At 69.8% G+C, this 19,759-nt stretch carries 20 protein-coding genes and 1 tRNA gene; 11 read left to right on the top strand and 10 right to left on the bottom strand.

Annotation, left to right across the window (positions count from 1 at the left end; genetic code table 11):
* Nucleotides 1-2: 2 nt before the first annotated feature.
* Nucleotides 3-209 (top strand): Trm112 family protein, encoded by a 207-nt coding sequence (locus EFA46_RS07475; RefSeq protein ID WP_123077079.1) that lies wholly within the window; start codon nt 3-5, stop codon nt 207-209.
* Between the two features lie 9 nt (nt 210-218).
* Here the strand turns inward: EFA46_RS07475 and EFA46_RS07480 are convergent, their stop codons facing one another.
* The gene (locus tag EFA46_RS07480; RefSeq protein WP_123077077.1) at nt 219-914 is read right to left on the bottom strand and encodes an Eco29kI family restriction endonuclease; all 696 of its coding nucleotides are present in this window, start codon (nt 912-914) and stop codon (nt 219-221) included.
* 233 nt (nt 915-1,147) lie between these two features.
* On the opposite strand from EFA46_RS07480, the gene EFA46_RS07485 reads away from it, so the two are divergent.
* A complete protein-coding gene (locus EFA46_RS07485; protein ID WP_123077075.1) occupies nt 1,148-3,013 on the top strand; it encodes an SLC13 family permease in 1,866 nt (621 codons plus the stop codon).
* Nucleotides 3,014-3,079: 66 nt separating this feature from the next.
* Nucleotides 3,080-3,271, top strand: a complete 192-nt coding sequence (locus EFA46_RS07490) for a hypothetical protein (RefSeq protein ID WP_123077072.1) — start codon at nt 3,080-3,082, stop codon at nt 3,269-3,271.
* Here the strand turns inward: EFA46_RS07490 and EFA46_RS07495 are convergent, their stop codons facing one another.
* The 3 genes from EFA46_RS07495 to mvaD all read right to left on the bottom strand — a co-directional run bounded on the left by EFA46_RS07495 (nt 3,272) and on the right by mvaD (nt 6,569).
* Nucleotides 3,272-4,051: a proteasome assembly chaperone family protein gene (locus tag EFA46_RS07495; protein ID WP_123077070.1), complete on the bottom strand. Its 780-nt coding sequence runs from the start codon at nt 4,049-4,051 to the stop codon at nt 3,272-3,274.
* Nucleotides 4,052-4,400: 349 nt separating this feature from the next.
* On the bottom strand, nt 4,401-5,552 hold the full coding sequence (locus EFA46_RS07500) for an NAD(P)/FAD-dependent oxidoreductase (RefSeq protein ID WP_123077068.1): 1,152 nt from the start codon (nt 5,550-5,552) through the stop codon (nt 4,401-4,403).
* A gap of 39 nt (nt 5,553-5,591) precedes the next feature.
* Entirely contained in the window at nt 5,592-6,569 is a 978-nt protein-coding gene (gene mvaD, locus EFA46_RS07505; protein WP_123077066.1) for a phosphomevalonate decarboxylase MvaD, read from the bottom strand.
* Between the two features lie 99 nt (nt 6,570-6,668).
* Here mvaD and nth point away from each other — a divergent pair, with 99 nt between their 5' ends.
* Nucleotides 6,669-7,355 (top strand): endonuclease III, encoded by a 687-nt coding sequence (gene nth / locus EFA46_RS07510; RefSeq protein ID WP_123077064.1) that lies wholly within the window; start codon nt 6,669-6,671, stop codon nt 7,353-7,355.
* A gap of 55 nt (nt 7,356-7,410) precedes the next feature.
* Here nth and EFA46_RS07515 read toward each other — a convergent pair whose 3' ends face one another.
* Both EFA46_RS07515 and EFA46_RS07520 read right to left on the bottom strand, forming a co-directional pair.
* The gene (locus tag EFA46_RS07515) at nt 7,411-8,148 is read right to left on the bottom strand and encodes an NAD(+)/NADH kinase (RefSeq protein WP_123077062.1); all 738 of its coding nucleotides are present in this window, start codon (nt 8,146-8,148) and stop codon (nt 7,411-7,413) included.
* 37 nt (nt 8,149-8,185) lie between these two features.
* A complete protein-coding gene (locus EFA46_RS07520; RefSeq protein ID WP_123077060.1) occupies nt 8,186-9,487 on the bottom strand; it encodes a M28 family peptidase in 1,302 nt (433 codons plus the stop codon).
* A gap of 98 nt (nt 9,488-9,585) precedes the next feature.
* On the opposite strand from EFA46_RS07520, the gene EFA46_RS07525 reads away from it, so the two are divergent.
* The gene (locus EFA46_RS07525) at nt 9,586-9,915 is read left to right on the top strand and encodes a hypothetical protein (RefSeq protein ID WP_123077058.1); all 330 of its coding nucleotides are present in this window, start codon (nt 9,586-9,588) and stop codon (nt 9,913-9,915) included.
* Here the strand turns inward: EFA46_RS07525 and EFA46_RS07530 are convergent.
* Both EFA46_RS07530 and EFA46_RS07535 read right to left on the bottom strand, forming a co-directional pair.
* Nucleotides 9,912-10,169, bottom strand: coding sequence for an MTH865 family protein (locus EFA46_RS07530; RefSeq protein WP_123077056.1), 258 nt, complete (start codon nt 10,167-10,169; stop codon nt 9,912-9,914). The genes EFA46_RS07525 and EFA46_RS07530 overlap by 4 nt on opposite strands.
* Nucleotides 10,170-10,309: 140 nt before the next feature.
* Complete coding sequence (locus tag EFA46_RS07535; protein WP_123077054.1) at nt 10,310-11,536, bottom strand: orc1/cdc6 family replication initiation protein; 1,227 nt, start codon at nt 11,534-11,536, stop codon at nt 10,310-10,312.
* A gap of 753 nt (nt 11,537-12,289) precedes the next feature.
* On the opposite strand from EFA46_RS07535, the gene EFA46_RS07540 reads away from it, so the two are divergent.
* The gene (locus EFA46_RS07540; protein ID WP_123077052.1) at nt 12,290-13,342 is read left to right on the top strand and encodes a M42 family metallopeptidase; all 1,053 of its coding nucleotides are present in this window, start codon (nt 12,290-12,292) and stop codon (nt 13,340-13,342) included.
* A gap of 323 nt (nt 13,343-13,665) precedes the next feature.
* On the opposite strand, the gene EFA46_RS07545 is transcribed toward EFA46_RS07540, so the two are convergent.
* Entirely contained in the window at nt 13,666-14,238 is a 573-nt protein-coding gene (locus tag EFA46_RS07545) for an SRPBCC family protein (RefSeq protein ID WP_176969846.1), read from the bottom strand.
* Nucleotides 14,239-14,385: 147 nt separating this feature from the next.
* On the opposite strand from EFA46_RS07545, the gene EFA46_RS07550 reads away from it, so the two are divergent.
* Complete coding sequence (locus tag EFA46_RS07550) at nt 14,386-15,132, top strand: FAD-dependent oxidoreductase (RefSeq protein ID WP_123077048.1); 747 nt, start codon at nt 14,386-14,388, stop codon at nt 15,130-15,132.
* A gap of 46 nt (nt 15,133-15,178) precedes the next feature.
* Nucleotides 15,179-16,330 carry a bifunctional phosphopantothenoylcysteine decarboxylase/phosphopantothenate--cysteine ligase CoaBC gene (gene coaBC, locus EFA46_RS07555; RefSeq protein ID WP_123077046.1) on the top strand — a complete coding sequence of 384 codons (1,152 nt, stop codon included), beginning with the start codon at nt 15,179-15,181 and terminating at the stop codon, nt 16,328-16,330.
* On the opposite strand, the gene guaB is transcribed toward coaBC, so the two are convergent.
* Entirely contained in the window at nt 16,327-17,826 is a 1,500-nt protein-coding gene (guaB, locus tag EFA46_RS07560; protein ID WP_123077044.1) for an IMP dehydrogenase, read from the bottom strand. The two genes, coaBC and guaB, sit on opposite strands and share 4 nt — an antisense overlap.
* Before the next feature lie 504 nt (nt 17,827-18,330).
* On the opposite strand from guaB, the gene EFA46_RS07565 reads away from it, so the two are divergent.
* The 3 genes from EFA46_RS07565 to EFA46_RS07575 all read left to right on the top strand — a co-directional run bounded on the left by EFA46_RS07565 (nt 18,331) and on the right by EFA46_RS07575 (nt 19,696).
* Complete coding sequence (locus EFA46_RS07565) at nt 18,331-19,203, top strand: DUF5794 domain-containing protein (RefSeq protein ID WP_123077042.1); 873 nt, start codon at nt 18,331-18,333, stop codon at nt 19,201-19,203.
* A gap of 45 nt (nt 19,204-19,248) precedes the next feature.
* The gene (locus tag EFA46_RS07570) at nt 19,249-19,476 is read left to right on the top strand and encodes a DUF5795 family protein (RefSeq protein ID WP_123077040.1); all 228 of its coding nucleotides are present in this window, start codon (nt 19,249-19,251) and stop codon (nt 19,474-19,476) included.
* Nucleotides 19,477-19,519: 43 nt separating this feature from the next.
* Nucleotides 19,520-19,696, top strand: a tRNA-Trp gene (locus tag EFA46_RS07575).
* Nucleotides 19,697-19,759 lie beyond the last annotated feature (63 nt).

The raw sequence follows: 19,759 nt of genomic DNA on the forward strand, positions 1-19,759 counted from the left end.
CGATGCACGAGAAATTCACCAGCGTCCTCCGATGCCCCGAACCGGACTGTAACGGCGACCTCGAGATCACCGAGCGAACCACGACGATCAACGGCGAGGTCATCGACGGCACGCTCACCTGCCTCGACTGCGGGCGCGACCACCGCATCAGGGACGGCTTTCCGATCCTGCTCGCCGAGCAGATCGACGACGAGAACGCGCTGAGCTGACACCGCCGGTCAGCGACCGCCGCTGTCGACCCCGTTCGCCTGCGCGAACGATTTCACGGCCGCACGGCTCCACTCCCGCTCGACCTTCGGCTCGACCTCCTCTCCCCACGTGTTCGGCTCCGAGTCACGACGCGGGAGGTCGCGCTTCGCCACCCAGCCGCGACCGGGGTGGAGGGCGTCCCACATCGACCGCTCCTGGTTCGCTCGACCACTCCCGGGGTCGTGGTCGCCGAAGCCGTCGATATATCTGTTCCACCACGGCAGGTAGTACGAGATGAGCGTCTGCTCACAGTATCGGGTCCAGATGGAGCTCGTGATGAGGTATTTGACCCTGAACTCGTCTATCTCGAGGTTGTCCGCCTCGTCGATGCTTCGGTAGTGTTCTCGGAGTCGCTGATACAGCTTCTTCCCCGTCGACGATTCGAGGTGTGCGCCGCCCGTGCGGGACCCCTTGGGAACTGCCTTCCCGACGTATATCGGGAGGTCGTACTCGCCCTCGTCGTTCGAGATCGGTGCGTAGTGCTCGTAGTCGCCGTAGTAGTACAGCCCGTAGACACCACAGCCGTAGAACGTGCTGCGGGGCTCGGGAAGCCGCTCGCCCTCGTGCTTCTCGAACTCTTCGATGATGGTCTCGTTCAGCTCCCGCTGGGGGATGCCGAGGTCGTCCAGTGGGTTCCACGCGTCTACGACCGCTTCGTCAGCCATGCAGGGAGACGAGACGGGTGACCAGCGAAAAACCTTGGGTCCGGAAAGCGCCCGTGCAACGGCAACCGCCGGCGCGTGTTTCTGCGGCGTCACTCCCGGCCGTCTCCGCGTCGCGCTCGCCGAGGCGTCCGGTAGGGCTCGCTGGTTCCCCCCGCTCGACGCCGGTTCTCCGGGGGGCACGCCGGCGCGCCGGACCACCAATCCTTATACGGGTTTCGCGAGTCCCTGCGGGTATGTTCGGTCCCGTTCTCTCGGTGCTTCCAGCGCAGGCGGGCACCACGGGGTTGACGCCGTCCATCGTGGTCGTCCTCGTGGTCGTCCTGCTCGCGCTCGTGCTCTTCGTGACGGAGGCGCTCCCGATCGACGTCACCGCCATCACGATCATGGTGGTGTTGATGGTGCTGGGGCCGTGGACGGAGGTGTCCGTCGCGGAGGGTATCTCGGGGTTCTCGAACCCGGCGACGATAACGGTGCTCGCGATGCTCATCCTCTCCTCGGGCGTCTCGAAGACCGGGCTCGTCCAGTCCATCGGGAAGCGGATGGCGTCGTTCGCGGGCGACAACCCGATGAAGCAACTCGGGGCGACCATCGGCGTCGCGGGGCCGGTCTCGGGGTTCATCAACAACACGCCGGTCGTCGCCATCCTCGTCCCGGTCATCACGGACCTCGCGCACGAGGGGAACAGCTCCCCCTCGAAGCTCCTGATGCCGCTCTCCTTCGCGTCGATGTTCGGCGGGATGCTGACGCTCATCGGGACGTCGACGAACATCCTCGCGTCGAGCGTCGCGGCGGACCTCGGCGTCGCGGGCGCGCCCTTCTCGATGTTCGAGTTCACGTCGCTCGGCGTCGTGGTGCTCGTCGTCGGCTCGGTCTACCTGATGACGGTTGGCTATCGCCTCCTCCCGGAGCGCGTGCCGGCGCGCGACGACTACCTCGAGGAGTACGAGATTCAGGACTACGTGACGGAGGTCGTGGTCCGGGAGGACTCGCCGATAGTCGGCGAGACGGTGGCGCGTGCAATCGACGACGCGGTCTTCGACGCGGACATCCTCCAGATAACGCGCGACCACGAGACGTTCTTCGAGGGGATCGACAGCAAGCGCATCCGCGCGGGCGACGTCCTGATGTTGCGCACGGACCGGGAGACGCTCGCGACCATCGCGGAGCTCGACGGCCTCGACCTCACGGGCCTGCCGCGCACCGAGGCGGAGATGGAGGAGGGCCGCGACGAGCAGTCGCTCGTCGAGGTCGTCATCCAGTCGGGGTCGGCGCTCGTCGGCGAGACGCTCACGACGACGTCGTTTCGCCAGCGCTACGACGCGAACGTCCTCGCGTTCCGATCGCGCGGTGAGACGGTGCGCTCGCGTCTCGACAACGTCGAGTTGCGGATCGGGGACACGCTCCTCGTGCAGGCGCCGGCGGACAGCATCGACCGACTCGCGCAGAACCCGGACTTCATCGTCGCGCGCGAACCGGAGGAGCCGAGCTATCGGACGGGGAAGATCCCGCACGCGGTCGCGATCATCGTCGGCGTCGTCGCGCTCGCCTCCCAGCCGTTCCTCCCCGTGAACATCGTCGTGACGGCGCTCGGCGGCGTCGTCGCGATGGTCCTGACCGGCGTGTTGCGCCCGAGCGAGCTCTACGAGAGCGTCGACTGGGACGTCATCTTCCTGCTCGCGGGCGTCATCCCGCTCGGCATCGCAATCGAGCAGTCGGGCGCCGCCGCGCTCATCGGCCGACTCGTCGCGTCGACCGGCGAGTTACTCCCGCTCATCGGCGTCCTCTGGGTGTTCTACATCGTGACGGGGCTGGTGACGAGCGTCATCTCGAACAACGCCTCGGTGGTGTTGATGATTCCCGTCGCCGTCGAGACGGCGAGTCGCCTCGGCGCGAACGCGTTCGCGTTCGTCCTCGCGGTCACGTTCGCGGCGTCGACGGCGTTCCTGAGTCCCGTGGGCTACCAGACGAACCTCTTCGTCTACGGGCCGGGCGGCTACAAGTTCAGCGACTACGTCCGCGTCGGCGCCCCCCTGCAGGTGCTCCTCTCGGTGGTGACGGTGCTCGGCATCGTCTTCTTCTGGGGCGTCCGCCCCGCGTGAGCGGCGGCCTCGGGGACGACGCAGTCGCTACCGTTATATTTGGGCGCGGCTTGAGGCCGACACAGAATGGTGCGGAAGAAGACCCTGAGCCCGAGCGGGGCGAAGGGTGCCGACGGCGAGTACCACAACGCGCACGTGAACATCCACGAGGACGAACTCCTCGTCGCGGGACTGGACATCGGCGAGGAGGTCTTCGTGCAGACGCGCGACGGCCGCATCGTCATCCAGCGCGCCGACGCGGTGACCGACGACGTCTAGCTACTGATACATATTCGAGAGCGTGCTCGAGCGCGGCGGCGAGGCGGCGTGCTCCTCCGCCCCCGACATCTGTGCGCGTCGATACTGCTCGGCCATCTGCTCGAGTCGGTCCTCGATCTGGTGGGCGTCCGCTTCGAGTCCGGCGGTGTCGATGTCGAAGTCGACGAGCGGTTCGAGCGCGTCCTCGATGACGGCCCGTGCGGCGCGCGGGTCGGGGATGTAGGGGTTCGCACGAACCACGAGCGCCGCCGCCGGCACGCCGCGCTGGTGGCACGCGGCGAGGAGCGACCCGGTCGCGCCGCCGACGAGGCCCGACCCCTCGGCGAGCGCGATGCCGGCGTCCGAGAGGTCTCGTGCGACGCCGTCCGACGTCGCGATGCCGGCGACGTCACCGACCTGCTGTTGTGATTCGGCGGGCGCGCCGACGAGGAGCACCACGCGGTCGAGACGGTCGGCGAGGCCATCGAGGACGCCCTCGGCGAGCGCGCCGGCGCCGCTGTCGTCGAGCGCGACGTCGGACTGGAGCGTCATCACGGCGGGGTCGTCGCCCGCGTAGACGCGCACCGGGTCGCGAACGCGGCCGTCCGCGAACGAGGCGACGCGGGGGAACGCGGGCGACGTGACGGTGCCGTGGTGGTCGAGGTCGAGTTGGCGCGTGACGAGGTCGACGGCAATCGCGGCCACGAGGCCGTGGCCGGGCAGGCCCTCGACGAGCGTCGTGGGTTTCGCCGGGGTGTCGGTCAAGCGCTCGAACGACGCGTTCGGAGTCGCATCAGTCATGTACGTCCGTGGGTTCGCCGCGCTCTTAGAACCACTCCCCGGTCGCGCCGCTCGACGGGCGTTCGAGTCGCGCGGCGAGAAACGGGCGGGCGAGGCCTCCCCCCAGAGAGCGCTCGCCACCCGCGAGCGGGGCATTCAGACGTCGGAGGGTGGTGGTGATGGTCGAACCGACGTCCGGCCGAAGCGCCGGGCGAACCCGCCACCCCGGTCCGACCCGCCCCGAGGTCGGGCCTGATAGACAGGCACTCGGACGAAAGCCCGGCCCGTAGGTAGTGCTGTTCCCTGAGTGCCCAAGTCGTTTAGGTGGCGCGTGCGAGAGCCGCCGGCCGCGTCGCACGCCACGGGGCGGCTACGGCTCCGGGACGACGCGCTCGTCGCCGAGCTCCTCGCGGAGCACGCGGAGCGCGGCGCGCAGCGACCCGTGCTCGGCCAAGTAGGTGAGGCCGACGCTCGACTTCACGACGTTCGCCGCCGTCCCGCGGAAGACCTCGGGGCCGAGCTGCGCGACGGCGTCGTCGCCGACGCTGATGAGCCAGCCCGGCGTCTCGAACGCCCACTTTTCGAGGTGCTCGACCGCCTCGTCGTTGCGGGCGGCGTTCAGCACGCGCTCGACGTTCTTCGCGACCGTCGGCGACGCGCGCACCGCGGCCTGCGCGCTCGCGGGCACGCGCTCGCCGTCCGCGTCCACGACGCGCGCGGCGTCACCGACGACGAACGTCCGCTCGTCGAGGCGGAGGTCCGCGCGCACGTCGCGTCGCTCGCCGTCGAGCGCGTCCGGCCCGCGAATCCCGCCCGTCCACGCGAGCGCGTCGTATCGAAACGACCCCGCCTCGGTCTCGACGTCGTCCTCGCCGACCGCCGTCACGGTCGTCCCCGTCTCGACGCTGACGCCGCAGTCCGCGAGGGCGTCGTGCGCGGCCTCGCGGAAGCGCGCGGGGAAGGTGGGTGCGACCGCGTCCGCCTGCTCGACGAGTACGATTTCGACGGCGTCCGCGACGCCCTCCCCCTCGGCGAGCGCCGCGAGTTCGCCGGCCGTCTGGATGCCGGCGAGACCCGCGCCGGCGACGACGACGGTGCCGCCGCCGGTGTCGACGACGTCGAAGAACTCGCGGCGGAGCGCGGCGGCGTGCTCGATGCGCTTCAGCGGCGTCGCGTGCTCCGCGACGCCCGGGATGTCGTAGTCGGCCGTCTGCGAGCCGAGCGCGACGACGCCGACGTCGTAGTCGAGCGTCCCGTCGTCGAGGTGGACGACGCGCTCGTCGGTGTCGACGTCCTCGACGGTCGCCTCGCGCACGTCCGCGCGCTCGGTGAGTTCGGTGAGCGGGATCGAGACGTCGTCGACGAGGTCCGGATAGCGGAGGAGTCGGTGGAGCTCGTGCTGGACGAGGTGGTCGCCCGTCTCGTCCACGAGCACGAGTTCGTCCCCGGGCGGGAGGCGCTCTTCGAGCTTTCGCGTGACCAGCAGGCCGGCGTAGCCACCGCCGAGTACAGCGACGCGCATACTCGCACTTCGCGGGGGTGGGCCTTCGGGCTTCGGGCCCTAGAAGAGCGACTCGCTCGCGTCCAGCACGCGCGCGGGGCCGCCGACGCGCCAGACGCGCGTGTCGACGCCGGTCGCGGCGACCCGCTCCTCGACGGCGTCGACGTGCTCGGCGTCCGTGTTCACGTAGACGGTCGCGCCCGTGTCCGTGGAGAACCACGCGGGGACCCCCGAGTCTCGCAGCTCGCGCACGGCGTCGAACACCTCGAGCGTGTCCGGCTTCCAGTAGACCCACCCCTCGGGCCCCGTCATCGTCGTCGCGGCGAGCGAGAGCGAGTCGTGCTCCGCCGTCTCGAAGACGCGCGCCGTCTCGCCCTCGCGGACGGCGTCGCGCATCTCCGCGAGCTGGTCCTCGACGTGGACGCGCCGCGCGTCGAACATGTGGCTCTCCTCGGCCTCGTCGTGGGCGGCCTGGGTCTCCTTGTACGCGGGGACTTCCGCGATGACGATGCGGACGTCCTCCTCGAGCTCGTCGGCGGCGTCGAGGCGGTGGCTCCGGCACTCCGCGTCGCTCAGCCCGCCCCCGAGGTCGGAGTAGCCGCCGGTGACGGCGCGCGCGGCGGACGCGGAACCGCGTCGGGCGATGGTGGACATCTCGGGGTGCGAGAGGTCAAGCCCGGCGGCCTCGCAGGCGGCGACGGCGGCCGCCGCGAACCCCGACGCGGAGGAGCCGAGGCCGATGTTCGTCGGGAAGTCGTTCTCGCTCACGAGCCTCGCGCGCGTCTCGATGCCCGCGCGCTCGCGCACCTCGTCGAGGACGCTCGCGATGCGCTCGGCGCCCCGTCCCTCGACGGCGTCGCCGCCGATGACGTACTCGTCCGCCTCGAGGTCGTCGTCGAACGCGACGGTCGTCTTCGTGTGCGCGGGCGCGGTGCAGACGCTGATGCTGTCGTGGTACGGGTAGCGCGCGTCGTGGTCGCGCATCCCGTGGTACTTCACGAGGCCCTGAATCGGGTGGGCTTTCGCGGTCGCCTTCATACCACATCCGGCGGCGGACGCGGCCATAAAGCCCCCGAATCGCGCGTTTCGGGGCGTCGAACCGACAGGACGAAACCGGTCGCCGCCCGACTCTCGGGCATGGGCGAGCCACTGGAGACGCGCGCCGCACAGGCCGAGGAGGTCATCGACCGACTCAGCGAGGAGTACCCCGACCCCGAGATCTCCCTGAACTTCTCGAACCGCCTCGAGCTCCTCATCGCGGTCGTGCTCTCCGCGCAGTGCACGGACGAGCGCGTCAACAAGGTGACCGCGGAGCTCTTCGAGAAGTACGACGGCGCCGAGGACTACGCGAACGCCGACGTCGAGGCGCTCGCCTCCGACATCGACTCCATCACCTACTACAACAACAAGGCGGGCTACATCCACGACGCCTGCGAGACCATCATCGCGGAGCACGACGGCGAGGTGCCGGACACGATGAGCGAGCTGACGGACCTCCCCGGCGTCGGGCGCAAGACCGCGAACGTCGTCCTCCAGCACGGCCACGACATCACGGAGGGCATCGTCGTGGACACGCACGTCCAGCGGCTCAGCCGCCGGCTCGGCATCACCGACGAAGAGCGCCCGGAGAAGATCGAGCGGGACCTCATGGACGGCGTCGTCCCCGAGGAGCACTGGCAGAACTACACGCACTGGCTCATCAGCCACGGCCGCGACACGTGCACGGCGCGCAACCCGGACTGCGCGGACTGCGTCCTGGAGGACGTCTGCCCGTCCTCGAAGCTCGACTCGGACGTGGACCTCGCGGACGGCGAGGCGTGGTGAGCGGCGTCGGGGAGCGAGAGCGACGCGTCTCGACGGCTGACCGCCGCGAGCGGGGTCAGGCGTCCTCGCCGGTGACGGCGAGCGTAATGGGGTCGCCGTGCGTGATGTCGACGGGCGCGCCCGGTTCGACGAGGCCGACGTCCGCGTCATCAACGAGGAGGGCGACGTCCGTCTCGTCGCGTTCGACGCTGAGCGTCGCGGGGAGCGACACCACCCAGTCCGGGCACTCGACGCGGAACGGCGCGATGGGGACGACGGCGACGGCGTCGACGGCCGGCGAGAGGACGGGTCCGTCGTCCGTCCGCGTGTAGCCCCGGCTCCCCGCCGGGGTCGCGACGACGACGCCGTCGGCGCGCACCGCGTCCACGTGCTCGGTGCCCGACTCGCCCGTCGCGTCGATGGCGAACTCGGAGATGCGCGCGGCCTCTGCGGTGACGAGCATCACGTCAGCGAGCGCGCGGTACGTCTCGCGGCGCGCGTCCACGGCGAGCGTGGGGCGTTCGCGCTCGGCGTACTCGCCCCGGACGAGGCGTCGGAGCGCGCGGTCGCGGTCGGCCGTGGCGGCGGACGGGACGCCGTCGCCAGCGTTCACGGCGAGGACGGGCGTTCCGGTATCGAGGCCGGCGCGGACGAGCTCGTAGAGGGCGGACTCCGAGAGCGCGGCGACGGCGTCGACGCCGGCGGCGAGGACGTCGCTCGCGGTGCCGACGTGCGCGTGGCCGCCCGCGTTCCCCACGACGGCGGCGGCGCCGTCCGCGTCTGGGCCGACGAGCCCGACGTGTGCGTCGGTCATCGTCGGAGGGTCGCTTCCCGGGGGGAAAAAACTGCTGTCAGAAGGGCCAATCGCCGGTGACTCGCATGCCCTCGGCGAGGCCCTGTGCCTCGCAGGCCGCTGCGACATCCTCGGGGGCGGCGTGCGCGACGCCGAAGCCAGCGTCCGCGAGGTCCACGGCGAGTTCGGCGAGCAGGACCGCCTGCTCCCGGAAGGTCCGTTTCTCGAGTTTGTCGAGCGTGTCCGCTGCGGTGTGCGCCCATCCGCGACCCGCGTCCCCGGTGTCGCTCGACACCATGTACGCGGGGACGCCGTGGACGACGTACTCCCAGTGGTCGGAGTGCGGGCCGAGTTCGGGATTCGTCACCACCGGGTGCCCGAGGCGCTCGCCGACGGCGTCCGCCGCGTCCGTGAGCGCGTCGAAGCCGTTCGTCGTGAACGCGAGCGTGCGCGCCGCCGCGACGCCGTCGAGGTTCAGGACGGCGCGGACGGCGTCCGTGTCGCGCTCGGCGGCGTCGTGCGCGGAGCCGACGAGGCCGACTTCCTCGGCGCCGAAGACGACGAAGCGGACGCGCACGTCCAACTCGTCCTCGCGGGCGGCGAGCACGCGCGCGAGCTCGACGACCATCGCGGTGCCCGCGCCGTTGTCCACCGCGCCCTCGCTGATGTCGTGGGCGTCGACGTGCGCGGTGACGAGCAGTTCCTCGGCCGTGTCGGGGCCGAGTTCCGCGTGGACGTTCTGCGAGGTGGCGTCCGCGAGCGACGCGTCCACCGACACGGTGACAGCCTCGCCGTCGAAGCGCCGGGAGAGGCGCGCGCCGACCTCCTTCGAGACGCCGACCGCCGGGACGTCGCCGACGGGCGACTCCTCGGTGCCGACGCTCCCCGTCGGTGCCAGCCCGCCCGGATAGTGGTTCGCGAAGACGAAGCCGGCCGCGCCCGCCTCGACGGCGTGATAGTACTTCTCGCGGCGATGGACGACGCGCTCGTAGTGGTCGGGGACGTCCGAGGAGACCATCACGACCTTCCCGGAGAGGTCGCGGCCCGCGAACTCCTCGGGGAGGCCGTAGCCGAGGTCGACGAGTTCGCCCGACGCCTCGCCCGGCGGACTGCGCGGGAGCGCAATGCAGTCCTGCTCGGTGTCGCCCGCTTCGATGCGTGAGTCGCCGCGCTCCCAGCCCTGAATCCCGAACTCCTCGAGGCGCGCGTTCCGCGCGTGCTCGGCGAGCGCGTCGCGCGTCGCCACCGCCGCCGCCCGCTCGCCGTCGCTTCCCGCCATCCGGTTCCCGATGTCCACGAGCGTCTCGAGGTGGTTCCAGCCCGTCTCGCTCGTGACCGTCTCGCCGATCCACTCCGTCATGGCCGTGCGTCGGCGCGGCGGCTACCTAAGCGTTGGCTGTCGGTCGCGAGAGGTGGAGAACCCGTGGGCCTAACTCCCTCGGGGGGGCAACGGGACGTATGACCGACTCACCGCGCGCCGACACGGCCTCGAAACTGCTCGCCGTCGCCGGCCTCCTCGCCGTCGCGATCAGCGCCCTCACCGGCTACGCGCTCGTCGCGCTCGGCGACGGCACGCTCGGCGAACTCGGGCTCGGCGCGCTCGCGTTCGTCGTCGCGCTCGGCGAACTCGCGGCGTGCTGGATGCTCTACACCGGACGCGAGCACGCCCACGACGCCGCCATCATCGCCTTCGCCGTCGGGATGGCGCTCGCGTTCGTCGGCTGGAACGTCGTCGGCGTCGCCGTCTGCGGACTGCTCGCCGTCCTCGTCTACTGGCGACGCGACTAGAGCTCGCCCTCCGCTCTGAGGCCCGCGATCACGTCGTCGACGAGGCTCTCGACGTCCTCGTAGGGGAAGTCCTCGTGGCCGGAGAGGAGTTTCGCGAGCTCCATCGCGGAGTACGTCCGCTCGCCCGCGCTGAACTTCGTCATCGGGCCGCGCGAGAGTTCGGGGAGGAGACTCGTCATGCTCGTCACGGGGTAGTCCGCGCCCTCGAAGGCCGCCGTGAGCTCCTCGCGAAGGTCGGCTTCTGCATCGCTCATGGGCGTTCGTCGCCGAGAACCGGGAAAAGGATTGTGACTGGCCGTCGCGCGAAAACGCGCCCGTCGCCAAAGGCGACGTCCGAGCGACCGACTGCGGTGTGGGCGCACTCGACGTCTGCTCGACGGCACGCCCCTCGTCCCTACTCGCTCGCCCAGTCGCCCATTCGGGCGTCCTCGAGGATCGTCTCGCGGACGACGCGCGCGTCCTCGATGAGGCGGTTCTGGAGGTGGATGCCGCCCGCGCTCCCCTTGTTTATCTTCTCGATTTCGACGACGCCGAGGAACGCCTGCTCCTTCAGGATGTCCCGGAAGCGCCGCACGGAGAGGACGTCCATGTCGAGGAACTCGCAGACGCGCTCGTACTGGTCGTAGACCTGGCTCGTGAGGAAGGCGTCCCCGCTCGCGTTGATGGAGAGCTCGGTGAGCGCGAGGAGCGCGGCCTTCGCCTGCGTCGGCGCGCCGCTGACGAGCTCGCGAAAGCGGTCCTTCTCCGCGTGCTGTTGAGCCTGCCGGACGTGGCGCTCGCGGACGGTGTCGGCCTCCTCCTCGAAGGCGACTTCGCCGGCGTGCCGGAGGATGTCGATGGCCTTCCGGGCGTCCCCGTGCTCCTGTGCGGCGAACGCCGCCGAGAGCGGGATGACGTCCTCCGAGAGGACGCCCTCGCGGAAGGCGTCGCGCCGGTTGTACATGATCTCGCGGAGCTGGTTCGCGTCGTAGGGCTTGAAGAAGAGCTCCTTGTGCTGGAAGCTGCTCTTGACGCGCTCGTTCAGGTCGTCGATATATTGGATCTTGTTGCTGATGGCGATGATCCCGATGCTCCCCGTTATCTTCCCGGCCTCCTCGGCGCGCGAGAGCTTCATCAGGACGCTGTCGTCGTCCATCAGGTCGACCTCGTCGAGGACGACGATGGTCGAGTCGTACTGGGCGTCGAGCGTCTCCCAGAGGAGCTTGTAGTACTTCGACGTGCTGAGCCCGGTGTGCGGAACGGAGATGCCGGTCTCCGCCTCGTCGTTCAGTTTCGCGGCGAGCGAGGAGACGGCCTGCGTCTCCGTGTCGTCCTCCGCGCAGTCGACGTACGCCGTGCCGATGGTGACGCCGTCCTGTGCGGCGTTCCGCGCGCGCTGACAGACGTGCCGGGAGACGAGGGACTTCCCCGTCCCCGTCTTCCCGTAGACCATCACGTTCTCCGGGGAGTAGCCGTGGACGGCGCCGTTGAGGCGCGTCGCGAGCTTCGAAATCTCCTCGTCGCGGCCGACGATGCGGTCGGCTTCGGGGACGTGGCCGGTCTTCAGGAGGTCCTTGTTCGCGAAGATGTGGTGGCCGGCGTCGAAGAGGGGGTCGTCGATGGAGGAGGAGTCGGGCGCCATTCGCGTGTCCGTCCTGTGTCGACTCGCGGGCATAAACCCCGCGAAGTCGCCACCCCACGTTTCCGACGTATCCGTGGTTGAATGATCCGGTTTCGGAGCTCGTACGTGCGATATTCTGGACGACGGGCGTCGAGAAGGGGGTTTCTCACGCGGCGCAGGCGGTGAAACGATGGGGGACCCACCCACCCCACGTTTCCGACGTAGCGCGGCGTCGAGGGGGAGGGCGGGGGAAGACGGGGGCGGCGAGAAAGCGGACCGGCCGCTCGCCCGGTGAAGGGCGTGACCGAGAGCACACCGAAGACTCACCACTCGGTGGTGTGTTTCGCCCGTCTACACGAACCACGGTTCGTTCCGACAATACACGAAATAGAGCCAATGGGCGATACGTCGAGTGACTACTTGAAGATGTGTGGTTCACGCTCGTCATCGTGCTGTCTCCATCCCGGTCCGCTCGCCGTCCGACACCCCCACCCCGCTCGTGGCACATACGACGGAAACGTGGGGTGGGTGGGTCGGTGGGTGAATGGTCCCCTGCCCTCGCTCTTGGGAGAGGGACGTCGGAAACGTGGGGTGGGGGCAACTCCCACGCCCCCGGTCGCCGACGGGGAACGACGGAAACGCGGGGTGGGGGAGGGGCTATCGGCCACTCTCGCCCTCGACGGGCGGGCGGACAGTCCGCTGGTGTCCAGCCAGCCGGACGGACGCGGCGCCGAGAGTCCGGTGTTTATGTCTCGGCCCCGACTCGTCTCGCGTATGGACGCCAACTACGACCTGCTGCGCGAACTCACCGAGGCGCACGGCGCGCCCGGCCACGAGGACCGCATCCGCGAAATCGTCCGCCGCGAACTCGCCGCCGTCGCGGACGACGTCCGGACGGACGCGATGGGGAACGTCGTCGCCACCGTCGAGGGCGCAGAGAGCCCCGACTACGAGGTGGCGGTCGCCGCGCACATGGACGAGATCGGCTTCATGGTGACGCACGTCACCGACGCGGGCTTCCTGAAACTCGACGCGCTCGGCGGCTGGGACCCCCGCGTCCTGCGCGCACAGCGCGTCACCGTCCACGCGAGCGAGGGCGACCTCGAGGGGATAATCGGCTCACCGCCCCCGCACACGATGAGCGAGGAGGAGCGCGAGTCGACCGACGAAGTCGCGGACCTCTACGTCGACCTCGGCCGCGACGGCGAGGAGGTCGCGGACCTCGTCTCCGTGGGCGACGTCGTGACGATGGCACAGGACACGCGCGTGCTCGGCGACACCGTCACCGGGAAGTCGATGGACGACCGGGTCTGTCTCTTCGCGATGCTCGAGGCCGCCAAGCGCATCACCCCCGACGTCACCGTCCACTTCGCGGCGACCGTGCAGGAGGAAGTCGGTCTCCGGGGTGCGAAGGCGCTCGGCGTCGACCTCGACCCCGACCTCGCGCTCGCGCTCGACGTCACCGTCGCGAACGACATCCCGCAGTTCTCCGACGAGTCGAAGCACGTCACCGAGCTCGGTGCGGGTGCGGCGATCAAACTCAAGGACGGGAGCGTCATCACGAACCCGAAGGTCCACAAGCGCATGCAGTCCGTCGCGGAGACCCGCGACATCGCGCACCAGCTTGAGGTGCTCCCCGCCGGCGGGACGGACACCGCGGGCTTCCAGAACACGAACGGCGCGAAACCCGTCGGCGCGATCAGCGTCCCGCTCCGCTACATGCACACCGTGACGGAGGCCGCCCACGAGGACGACATCGACGCGACCGTCGACCTGCTCGCCGCCGTCCTCGACACCGAGGACGGCGCGCACGACTACCGCCTCTAGACGACCTTTTGCTGCGCTCCCTTCGGTCGCTTGCAAAAGCTCGAACAAAAGTCTGCGAGCCTCCCGCTGGTCGGCTCTTGACCTCGCCTACGGCGAGAGAACCGCGAACCTACCGGGTTCTTCGAACCACTCGGTTCGCGGACACCCTATCCGTGGATTGTTCAGCACCGCCACTGTCTCTATCGTTGGCTGCGACGCGGTCCAGCGTACTCGCACCCACAGGCGCGAGTTTCACGCGAAGCGTTCGCGCCTTCTCCATCCTTGTGGGACCTGCGGTCCCGCTAGTCCCGCGCGCTCCGCTCACCCGTCCCCCGAAAACATGATCAGTAGACCGAGACGTCGAGGTCGACCCTGCGGCGCTCCCCTTCGAGGTCGGCGACGACGCGCTCGACGACGCGCTCGCCCTCCTCGACGACGAGGTCGGCGACCTTCTCGATCACCCAGTCGAGCGAGACGAACATCGGGAGGTCGAGCACCCCGTCGGCCGAGTTCGGGTCGTAGGTGACGACGAGGCGGACGCGACACGCGTCGGCGTCCCCCGTCGCCCCCTCGCCGCCCGCGTCACCCTCGTCGGTCGCTCCACCGCCCGCGTCGCTCCGGCCATCATCGGCCTCCGGTTCCTCGACGAGCCACTGGCCGGCGGCGTCGAGGTCCTTCGTCACCTCCCAGTCGATGCGTTCGGGGCGCTCGACGTCCGTGACGCGCGAGTGGAGCGTGTAGTCGAGCTTCCACCACGCGAACGTGAGGTGGTACTCGGTTCCGGGGCCGCCGTCGCCGTCCGCGCGGACGGACTCGAGGTGCTTCGAGTAGTCGGCGTACCCGGGGAAGTCGAGCAGGAAGTCGTAGACCTCCTCGCGGGGGGCGTAGACGGTCGTACTGACCTCGACGGTCTTCACGCGTCTCCGTGCGCGCGCGACCGGCATAAGTGGTCGTGAATCCGTCGCGGTCCGTGAGACGACCGGGACGCGGCGTCGCGCCCGGGTCGCGTCGGCGCCGTCGCCGGGTCCGCAACCGTTGTAACCGCTGACTCCGTACTGCGGGCCATGAGCGACTCCACTTCGCGGCCGAGCGTCGTCGTCGTCGGCGGCGGCGTCGCCGGACTGAACGCCGCACTCTACACCGCGCGTGCGGGCTTCGAGACCACCGTCGTCAACGCCGACGAGTCCATCCTCCGGCGCAACGGCCACCTCGAGAACGTCCCCGGCTTCCCGGCGGGCGTGAACTCCCGGACGTTCCTCGACCTCCTCGAGGAGCAAGCGACGGAGGCGGGCGCCGACCTCGTCACCGGCGAAGTCGTCTCCCTGCGACGTTCTGAGGGTCGGTTCGTCGCCGACACGGCGGACGGCGAGGCCTACGCGGGCGACTACGCGGTCGCGGCGACGAAGTCGAACCCCGGCTACCTCGACGGCTTCGACCTCGACGTCGACCAGCACGGCTCGAAAACGTACGTTCGGGCCGACGACCGCGGGCGAACCGACGTGGCGGGCCTCTACGTCGCGGGCCGCCTCGCCGCCGAACCCCATCAGGCCGCCATCGTCGCCGGCCACGGCGCGAAGGTCGGCCTGTCCGTCGTCGAGGACTCCGACGTCCCCTACTACCACGACTGGGTCGCCCCGGAGGGCTACTTCACGGGTCGCGGGCGCGACGTCCCGCCGGGCGTCGAGGAGATCGACGAGGGCGAGCGCGCGGAACGCGAACGCGACGCGATGGCGCGCATGCGGGAGGCGTTCGACGAGCGCCACCCCGAGGAACCGACGATGCATCCGAGCGTCGCCGACGACGACGAGTAGGGCGGAAGGCGGACGGTTTTACTGTCGCGGACGCGGAGACTGAGCCATGCTAGAGGGTGTGAACGTCGCGCTCGGCGTCACCGGGAGCATCGCGGCGGTGAAGGTGGTCGAACTCGCACACGAGCTCCGGCGGCGCGGCGCGTCCGTCCGCGCCGTCATGTCGGAGAGCGCACGCGGTATCGTCCACCCGTGGGCCGTCGAGTTCGCCACCGAGCACGACGTCGTCACCGAGATCACGGGCGACGTCGAGCACGTCGAGCTCTGCGGGGTCGAGGGGTGGGCGGACGTCTACCTGATCGCGCCCGCGACCGCGAACACCGTCGGGAAGATGGCGGCCGCCATCGACGACACGCCCGTCACGACGACGGCGACGACGGCGCTCGGCGCGGGCGTCCCCGTCGTCGTCGCGCCCGCGATGCACGAGCCGATGTACGACCACCCCGGCGTGTTGGAGAGCATCGAGCGCGTCGAGTCGTGGGGCGTCGACTTCGTCGACCCGCGCGTCGAGGAGGGGAAGGCGAAGATCGCGAGCGTCGACGCCATCTGCCTCGACGTCGCGCGCGCCGCCGACGAGCGCCCCCTCGACGGCGAGCACGTCGTCGTCACGTCGGGCGCGACGAGCGAGCGCATCGACCCCGTGCGCGTGTTGACGAACCGCGCCTCGGGACGCACCGGCCGCGCCGTCGCGCGCGCCTGCTACGTCCGGGGCGCGGACGTCACGCTCGTCCACGACGGCGAGGACGTCCCCTACGCGGCCGTGAGGCACGTCGAGTCGGCCGAGGAGATGCTCGAGGCCGTCCTCGAGGCCTGCGCCGACGCCGACGCCGTCTGCTCCGTCGCCGCCATCTCCGACTACACCGTCGAACCGGCCGAGGAGAAGATACGGAGCGGCGGCGAACTCGTCCTCGAACTCGAGCCGACGCCGAAGCTCCTCGACTCCGTGCGCGAGGCCCACCCCGACCTCACCCTCGTCGGGTTCAAGGCCGAGACGAGCGGCGACGACGACGCGATGGTCGCCCAAGCGCGTCGCATCATGGAGCGCGCGGGCCTCGCGTTCGTCGTCGCGAACGACGCGAGCGTCATGGGCCGCGAGGAGACCCGGGCGCTGGTCGTGCGCGCGGACGGCTACGAGGAGTACACCGGAACGAAGGACGGACTGGGACTGCGCGTCGCGGACGAACTCGCGGCGGAGCGCTAGTTGTCGCCCGGGCTGTAGTTCGGCGCTTCGTCCGTGATCATCACGTCGTGGGCGTGGCCCTCGGTCTGGCCGGCCGAGGAGACGCGGACGAACTCGGAGTCGCTCTTGAACTCGGCGATGGTCGCGGCGCCGACGTAGCCCATCCCCGATTGGATGCCGCCGACGAGCTGGTGGAGCTCGCTCGCGAGCGGGCCCTTGTACGGCGTCGCGGCCTCGACGCCCTCGGGGACGTACTCCTCGTCCTCGTCGTCCTCCTTGAGGTAGCGCTCGCCGCCGCCGGACTGCATCGCGCCGACCGACCCCATGCCGCGGTACTGCTTGTACTTCTTGCCGTTCATGGTGATGACTCGCCCGGGGGCCTCGTCGGTGCCGGCGAAGTAGGAGCCGAGCATCACGGCGTCCGCCCCGGCGGCGAACGCCTTCGCGGCGTCGCCGGAGTAGCGAATGCCGCCGTCGGCGATGACGGGGACGTCGTAGTCGGCGGCGACGTCGGCGACCTGCGAGACGGCCGTGATCTGGGGCATCCCGGCGCCGGAGACGACGCGCGTCGTGCAGATGGAGCCGGGGCCGATGCCGACCTTGATGCCGTCCGCGAAGTCCACGATGTCCTCGGCGGCCTCGGCGGTGCCGACGTTCCCGACGACGACGTCCGCGTCGATCTCCGCCTTGATCTCGCGGGCGGAGTCGATGACGTTCAGGTTGTGCGCGTGCGCGCAGTCGATGAAGACGACGTCCGCGCCCGCCTCGTCGGCGGCTGTCGCGCGCTCGACGTCGAAGGGGCCGACGGCGACGCCGACGCGGAGGCCGCCCTCGTCGTCGCGCGCGGCGTCCTCGTGCTCGCGGCGTGCGAGGATGCCCTGCATCGTGACGAGGCCGACGAGGCGGTCGTCCTCGTCGACGATGGGGACGCGCTCGATCTTGTGCTCGTACATGAGTTCGAGCGCGTCTCGCGCGTCGACGTCCTCGCTCGCGGTGATGACCTCGTCCGTCATGGCCTCCCGGACGGTGTCCTCCTCGCCGACCTCGAGGTAGGGGCGGATGTCGGTGCCGGAGATGATTCCCAACACCGTGTCGTCGTCGTCGACGACGGGCGCGCCGGAAACGCCTTCGTGCTCCATCATCGCGTCGACCTCGTCGATGGTCTGCTCGGGGGCGGCGGTGACGACGTCCTCGCGGCGGATGACGAGCTCGTCCGCGCGCTTCACGCGCTCGATCTCGGCGACGAGCTCGTCGTCGTCGAGGTTCTGGTGGAGGACGCCGAGGCCGCCCTCGCGCGCCATCGCGATGGCGAGCTCGCTCTCCGTGACGGTGTCCATCGCGGCGGAGAGGATGGGGACGTTGATCGAGACGTTGCGCGAGACGCGCGTGGAGACGTCGGCCTCGTCCGGCTCGACGCGGCTCTCGGCGGGTCGGAGCAACACGTCGTCGAACGTGAGCGCTTCGGGGACGTCGAGTTTCTCGGAGAATCGGGTGCGTGATCGCTCGTCGTTCGCCATGTAAACCGTGTTCGCGCGATACGCAAAAACGTTCCGTAACCGGCGGAGAATCGGGTGTGATACTGTCACGGTCGTGTATATCCGGAGGCAAACGTTGCCGCACGAGCGTTCCACGTTCGCCCACCGTTCGTGAAGGAACGTGTACGATACCTCCGTAAACGGACGACGTTCGAGCAAACGGAATTATAGACGGTGCATTTGTGTAACATCGGCACCTGCAGGCGACGTTCCCGTGACGATTGGACGCTATGTGGCCACTCGTCTCACACAACGTTTATGCACGTGACTCGGGAATACTCACGTATGGACTCCCACGGTCCCGTCGCAGTCCGTATCGCCGGCAACCAGCCCCAGCGCTCCGGCGACTTTACAAAACTCTGCGAGACCACCGGGACATTTACGGGAGCCACCACCTTCTGGCGGCGGCAGATGGCTGTCGAGTCATCGCCGCATCGTCGGGGATATCACCGCTCGGCCGATGGTGACGGCCATCCAGCCTGAGCGATGAGCATCTCACGGCACCCCATCGCCCTTCGCTTAGAGCAGCGTGTCGGCGGCGCGACGCGACTCCTCGCCACCGTCATGCTCCTCCCGCTCGTCGACGGCATCTTCGCCGCGCTCGTCCTCAGCGGCGCGCTCACCCAGACGACGACCGTCGGGTCGCTCGTCATACCCACGGGCGTCCTCCAGATCGGCCTACTCGTCTTCGGCGGGAGCGCCACCGTCGCCGTCGTCCTCGTCGACATGCAGGGGAGCCGCCGCGAGAAGGCCCAGTCCGTCCTCCTCGTCGGCGTCCCGCTCATCCTCGGGTCGGTCGCCGTCGCCGCGCTCGCCCCCACCGTCGCGAGCCTCCTCGACACGGGCGTCTTCGAGCGCTTCGCCGCCTTCGTCGTGCTCGCCATCGCCGCGAAGACCGCGAGCACGCGCATCGGTGACTACCTCCCCAGCCCCGGCGTCATCGTCGCGCTCGGTCTCCTCGCGAGCGTCCGGCCGTCGTCGTTCGCCCTCGTCGTCGACGTCGACCCCACGGTCGTCGCCGGCGCCGCCGGCGCCGCCACCGTCGCCGTCGCGTTCGCGCTCGGCGTCGCGCTCCTCGAGCCCCACCTCCGGCGCCTCCTCGACATCGACCGCTTCCGCTTCGGGAGCGCCGTCGCCCTCGGCACCCTCGCGCTCTCGCTCTTCGGCATCGTCCCCGACGGCGCCGCACTCCCCGTCTTCGCGCTCGCCGGCCTCCTCGCCATCGAACCCGGCCAAACGGACGCCGTTCCCGCCGCCGCGACCACCGACGGCGGCGAAGAGGAACCCGCCGAGGACGGCCCCGCACCCTACGGGTACCCCGGCGAGGACGGCGCCGACGAACGCGCCCCCTGGCTGTAGACCGGAGCGGAGCGCTTACCCGCCTTCGGGTCGCACGCTACGCGTATGCCCGATACCCGCGTCGTGCAGGGCCGCATGGTCACGCCCCAGCACCTCGCCGAGCTCATCGAGGACGCCGACGTCATGGAAGCCGAAGCCATCGAAGACACCGACCGGGAGTGCCCGAACTGCGGTGGCGACGTCCTCGAAGTCGGCTACATGCCCAGCATCACCGAGTACGTCGTCGGCCGCAAATGCCAGGAGTGCGACTGGAGCGAGACCGACCGGGACTGAATCGAAACCCATTTAGGCAGAATCGGCATACGAAGCGATGCGAGGGGCTGTGGCCAAGCCAGGGATGGCGACTGACTCCAGAGGCCACGCGCCCGGGACGAAATTCCAGACTGGTATACCGAGCGACCGACTGATCATCGGCTCGCGACGACGACCCTCTGGAGTTCCGAGGCGCACCGGAGATATCAGTCGATCGGGGGTTCAAATCCCTCCGGCCCCATACTACATTTAACAAATTCGGAAGGTTCTGCCTCCTTCCGTTTACCTCACGTAAGCGCAGAGA

This window comes from Halarchaeum sp. CBA1220 (assembly GCF_003721175.2).
Taxonomy (GTDB): domain Archaea; phylum Halobacteriota; class Halobacteria; order Halobacteriales; family Halobacteriaceae; genus Halarchaeum; species Halarchaeum grantii.

Bases quoted from the DNA above. Each gene is read 5' to 3' on its own strand.
- EFA46_RS07475 (WP_123077079.1), top strand. From the start codon at position 3: ATGCACGAGAAATTCACCAGCGTCCTCCGATGCCCCGAACCGGACTGT.
- EFA46_RS07480 (WP_123077077.1), bottom strand. From the start codon at position 914: ATGGCTGACGAAGCGGTCGTAGACGCGTGGAACCCACTGGACGACCTC.
- EFA46_RS07485 (WP_123077075.1), top strand. From the start codon at position 1,148: ATGTTCGGTCCCGTTCTCTCGGTGCTTCCAGCGCAGGCGGGCACCACG.
- EFA46_RS07490 (WP_123077072.1), top strand. From the start codon at position 3,080: ATGGTGCGGAAGAAGACCCTGAGCCCGAGCGGGGCGAAGGGTGCCGAC.
- EFA46_RS07495 (WP_123077070.1), bottom strand. From the start codon at position 4,051: ATGACTGATGCGACTCCGAACGCGTCGTTCGAGCGCTTGACCGACACC.
- EFA46_RS07500 (WP_123077068.1), bottom strand. From the start codon at position 5,552: ATGCGCGTCGCTGTACTCGGCGGTGGCTACGCCGGCCTGCTGGTCACG.
- mvaD (WP_123077066.1), bottom strand. From the start codon at position 6,569: ATGAAGGCGACCGCGAAAGCCCACCCGATTCAGGGCCTCGTGAAGTAC.
- nth (WP_123077064.1), top strand. From the start codon at position 6,669: ATGGGCGAGCCACTGGAGACGCGCGCCGCACAGGCCGAGGAGGTCATC.
- EFA46_RS07515 (WP_123077062.1), bottom strand. From the start codon at position 8,148: ATGACCGACGCACACGTCGGGCTCGTCGGCCCAGACGCGGACGGCGCC.
- EFA46_RS07520 (WP_123077060.1), bottom strand. From the start codon at position 9,487: ATGACGGAGTGGATCGGCGAGACGGTCACGAGCGAGACGGGCTGGAAC.
- EFA46_RS07525 (WP_123077058.1), top strand. From the start codon at position 9,586: ATGACCGACTCACCGCGCGCCGACACGGCCTCGAAACTGCTCGCCGTC.
- EFA46_RS07530 (WP_123077056.1), bottom strand. From the start codon at position 10,169: ATGAGCGATGCAGAAGCCGACCTTCGCGAGGAGCTCACGGCGGCCTTC.
- EFA46_RS07535 (WP_123077054.1), bottom strand. From the start codon at position 11,536: ATGGCGCCCGACTCCTCCTCCATCGACGACCCCCTCTTCGACGCCGGC.
- EFA46_RS07540 (WP_123077052.1), top strand. From the start codon at position 12,290: ATGGACGCCAACTACGACCTGCTGCGCGAACTCACCGAGGCGCACGGC.
- EFA46_RS07550 (WP_123077048.1), top strand. From the start codon at position 14,386: ATGAGCGACTCCACTTCGCGGCCGAGCGTCGTCGTCGTCGGCGGCGGC.
- coaBC (WP_123077046.1), top strand. From the start codon at position 15,179: ATGCTAGAGGGTGTGAACGTCGCGCTCGGCGTCACCGGGAGCATCGCG.
- guaB (WP_123077044.1), bottom strand. From the start codon at position 17,826: ATGGCGAACGACGAGCGATCACGCACCCGATTCTCCGAGAAACTCGAC.
- EFA46_RS07565 (WP_123077042.1), top strand. From the start codon at position 18,331: ATGAGCATCTCACGGCACCCCATCGCCCTTCGCTTAGAGCAGCGTGTC.
- EFA46_RS07570 (WP_123077040.1), top strand. From the start codon at position 19,249: ATGCCCGATACCCGCGTCGTGCAGGGCCGCATGGTCACGCCCCAGCAC.